Annotated in this window: 3 protein-coding genes; all 3 read left to right on the forward strand. The window is 64.4% G+C overall.

Annotation, left to right across the window (positions count from 1 at the left end):
* Positions 1-359 precede the first annotated feature (359 nt).
* Positions 360-1871: a sugar ABC transporter ATP-binding protein gene (locus BRAO375_RS26080; protein WP_009030437.1), complete on the forward strand. Its 1512-nt coding sequence runs from the start codon at positions 360-362 to the stop codon at positions 1869-1871.
* Positions 1872-1875: 4 nt separating this feature from the next.
* A complete protein-coding gene (locus tag BRAO375_RS26085) occupies positions 1876-2916 on the forward strand; it encodes an ABC transporter permease (protein ID WP_009030438.1) in 1041 nt (346 codons plus the stop codon).
* A gap of 83 nt (positions 2917-2999) precedes the next feature.
* Positions 3000-3941 (forward strand): ABC transporter substrate-binding protein, encoded by a 942-nt coding sequence (locus tag BRAO375_RS26090; RefSeq protein ID WP_009030439.1) that lies wholly within the window; start codon positions 3000-3002, stop codon positions 3939-3941.
* The last annotated feature ends 76 nt before the right edge of the window (positions 3942-4017 follow it).

The following is a 4017-nucleotide window of genomic DNA, read 5'->3' on the forward strand; positions in this document are numbered from 1 at the left end:
TCACCGTCCTCGCGGAGAAAGCGCGAGTCCAACTCACGCAATGTCGGGCTCGATTGAGGTGCCAAGTGTCGCGATGCACAGTGGCGTTCCGAGTTCATGATCCTCGCCCCCGTCTCCGCCCGCGCCTGTCGATTTTGCCTATAGACTTTCACCCCCGGATGAATAGCCTGACCCCAACGCCGCGCCATTGAGTGGACGCGGACTCGCGGCCGTCGGAGACGACGGATGCGAAGGTTGGGAGGATGAATGTGATCGCGGCTGCGATGCGATATGTCGCTCGCCATGCGCGCTGGCGTCGGCAGCCTCGCTGCATTGACGCGGCGATCGTCCGTGTCTCCTCTCACGCCACGCGCTGACCCATGAGCGCGCCGCTCATCTCCGTTCACGGCCTGTGCAAGAGCTTCCCCGGCGTGCGCGCGCTGCACAATGTCAGGTTCGAGCTGCTCGCCGGCGAGGTCCATGCCGTGATGGGCGAGAACGGCGCCGGCAAGTCGACCTTGATGAAGATCCTCGCCGGCGTCTACCGCAAGGACTCCGGCGAGATCCGGTACGATGGCACGAGCGTCGACTTCCCGGGCCCGCGCGAAGCGCAGGCCGCCGGCATCGGCATCATTCATCAGGAGCTGCAGCTGATGAATCACCTCACGGTGGCGCAGAACATCTTCATCGGCCGCGAACCGATGAAGGCGTTCGGGCTGCTGCTCGACGAGGACAGGCTCAATCGGCAGGCGGCCGAGCTGCTCGCTCAGCTCAATCTGGTGATCGACCCGCGCACGACAGTCGGCGGGCTGACGGTCGCCAGGCAGCAGATGGTGGAGATCGCCAAGGCGCTGTCGTTCAACTCGCGCGTCCTGATCATGGACGAGCCGACGGCGGCGCTGAACAACCGCGAGATCGCCGAGCTGTTCAAGATGATCCGCGCCCTGAAGGCGCGCGGCGTCGGCATCGTCTACATCTCGCACAAGATGGACGAACTGAAGCAGATCTCCGATCGCGTCACCGTGCTGCGCGACGGCGAGTATGTCGCCACCGTGCCGACCGCCACAACGCCGATCGAGAGCATCATCGGCATGATGGTCGGCCGCAGCTTGAGCGACGAGCGCATCGTCGGCGCGGCGCCGCCCGGCGAGATCGCGCTTGAGGTGCGCGGGCTCAATTGCGGTCCATTGGTTCGCGATGTCAGCTTCTCCTTGCGCAAGGGCGAGATCCTCGGTTTCGCCGGCCTGATGGGTGCCGGCCGCACCGAGGTGGCGCGCGCGATCTTCGGCGCCGATGCGGTGCCCACCGGCGAGATCCGCGTCAACGATCGCCATGTGTCAATCCGCACGCCGGCGCATGCCGTCGCCCACGGCATCGGCTACCTCTCCGAGGACCGCAAGCGTTTCGGACTCGCCACCGGCATGGACGTCGAATCCAACGTCGTGATGTCGAATCTCGCGAACTACCTCGCGATGAAGTTCATGCTGAAAAGGCGCGCGATCCGCGACACCGCCGGTCGCTTCATCAGGATGCTGAACATCCGCACGCCCTCGACGTCGCAGGAGGTACGCCTGCTGTCCGGCGGCAATCAGCAGAAGATCGTGATCGCCAAATGGCTCGATCGCGATTGCGACATCCTGTTCTTCGACGAGCCCACGCGGGGCATCGACATCGGCGCCAAGAACGAGATCTACCGGCTGCTGCGGTCGCTCGCCGACCAGGGCAAGGCGATCGTGATGATCTCGTCGGAGCTGCCGGAGGTGATCAGGATGAGCGATCGCATCGTGGTGATGTGCGAGGGCCGCATCACAGGCGAATTGTCGCCGGACGAGGCCACGCAGGAGCGGATCATGCAGTTGGCCACCCAGCGCGAAACCATGAAGGCAGGCTGACGGCATGAGCGACCCGGCACTGGTGAAGGATCAGGTCAAGGACGGTCTTGCGCCGAGCGGCGCGCTGGCCGCGTTGCGGCGCCGGCTGCTGGGGCCGGCGGCGCTGCAGAAGCTGCTGGCCTTCGCGAGCCTCGTGCTGCTGATGATCTATTTCAGCTTCGCTTCGCCCGCGTTCATGCAGACCGACAACATGATCAACATCCTGCAGGCGACGGCGGTCAACGGCGTGCTGGCCATCGCTTCGACCTTCGTGATCATCACGGCCGGCATCGATCTCTCGGTCGGCACGCTGATGACGTTCTGTGCGGTCATGGCCGGTGTGTTCCTCACCTATTGGGAACTCCCGATGTGGACAGGCATCGTCGCGGCCATTGCCACCGGTGCGCTCAGCGGCGTCGTGTCGGGGACGGTCATCACCAAAATGAAGGTGCCGCCGTTCATCGCCACGCTCGGCATGATGCTGGTGCTGAAGGGGCTCGCTCTGGTGGTCTCCGGCAGCAAGCCGATCTACTTCACCAATACCGAGAACTTCTCGATGATCTCGCAGGATTCGCTGCTCGGCACCGTCGTGCCGGACCTGCCGATCCCCAATGCGGCGCTGATCCTGATCGTGATGGCGGTGCTCGCCTCCATCGTTCTCAACCGCACCGCGCTCGGCCGCTACACGTTCGCGATCGGCAGCAACGAGGAGGCCGTGCGGCTCTCCGGCGTCAATGTCGATCGCTGGAAGATCATTATCTACGGGCTCGGCGGCGCCATCTGCGGCGTGGCAGGTCTCTTGATCGCCTCGCGCATCAACTCCGCGCAGCCGGCGCTCGGCCAGGGCTATGAGCTCGACGCGATCGCCGCCGTGGTGATCGGAGGCACGTCGCTGAGCGGCGGCACCGGCACCATCCTCGGCACAATCATCGGCGCCTTCATCATGAGCGTGCTGACCAATGGGCTTCGCATCCTGTCGGTGGCGCAGGAATGGCAGTTCGTCGTCACCGGGGTCATCATCATCCTCGCTGTCTACGCCGACATGCTGCGCAGAAAGCGCGCCTGATCGCCGAGGAGAACGCGACCGCCTTTCTGCCGAGAACATCGCTACGACACGACAATCAACAAACCAAACGAGAGGAAACAGCCATGTTGAAAAAGCATCTCCTGAGCGTCGCGCTCGGCGCCCTCGTCATCGCGGGGGCGTCGACGGGCGTTCGCGCCGAGGACACCTACATCCCGCTCGTCTCCAAGGGCTTCCAGCACCAGTTCTGGCAGGCCGTGAAGCTCGGCGCCGAGCAGGCCGCGAAGGCCGCCAACGTCAAGATCACCTTCGAGGGGCCGGAGACCGAGGCCATGGTCGACAAGCAGATCGACATGCTCTCCGCCGCGCTCGCCAAGAAGCCGCAGGCGATCGGCTTCGCCGCGCTCGACTCCAAGGCGGCCATTCCGCTGCTGAAGAAGGCGCAGGCTGCCAAGATCCCGGTCATCGCCTTCGACTCCGGCGTTGACAGCGACATCCCGCTCACGACCTGCACCACCGACAACCTCGCCGCGGCGGGCCTCGCCGCCGACAAGATGGCGGGTCTGATCGGCGATTCCGGCGAGGTCGCCGTCGTCGTGCACGACCAGACCAGTCGCACCGGCATCGACCGCCGCGACGGCTTCCTGAAGCAGATGAAGGACAAGCATCCGAACATCAAGATCGTCAGCGTGCAGTATGGCGGCGGCGACCAACTGAAGTCGACCGAGATCACCAAGTCGATCCTGCAGGCCAACCCGAACATCAAGGGCATCTTCGGCGCCAACGAAGGCTCGGCGATCGGCGTGCTCAACGGCGTCAAGGAGATGAAGAAGAAGATCGTCGTGATCGGCTACGATTCCGGCAAGCAGCAGAAGGCCGCGATCCTGTCAGGCGAGATGGCCGGCGCGATCACCCAGAACCCGATCGGCATCGGCAGCTGCACGGTGGATGCAGCCGTCAAGGCGCTGAAGGGCGAGACGCTGCCCAAGGTGACGGACACCGGCTTCTACTGGTACGACAAGTCCAACATCGGCGACGCGAAGATCGCCGCGGTGTTGTACGATTGAGGGCGTTGCTGGGCCGCCGGTCCGAGGCAGCAGCTGACTGATCTAACTCTTGGCAGGATCACTGTGCCGTAGAGAC

The sequence above is a fragment of the Bradyrhizobium sp. ORS 375 genome, from assembly GCF_000239775.1.
Classification (GTDB): domain Bacteria; phylum Pseudomonadota; class Alphaproteobacteria; order Rhizobiales; family Xanthobacteraceae; genus Bradyrhizobium.

Excerpts from the sequence above, each read along its gene's own strand:
- BRAO375_RS26080 (WP_009030437.1), top strand. The coding sequence starts at position 360 with ATGAGCGCGCCGCTCATCTCCGTTCACGGCCTGTGCAAGAGCTTCCCC.
- BRAO375_RS26085 (WP_009030438.1), top strand. The coding sequence starts at position 1,876 with ATGAGCGACCCGGCACTGGTGAAGGATCAGGTCAAGGACGGTCTTGCG.
- BRAO375_RS26090 (WP_009030439.1), top strand. The coding sequence starts at position 3,000 with ATGTTGAAAAAGCATCTCCTGAGCGTCGCGCTCGGCGCCCTCGTCATC.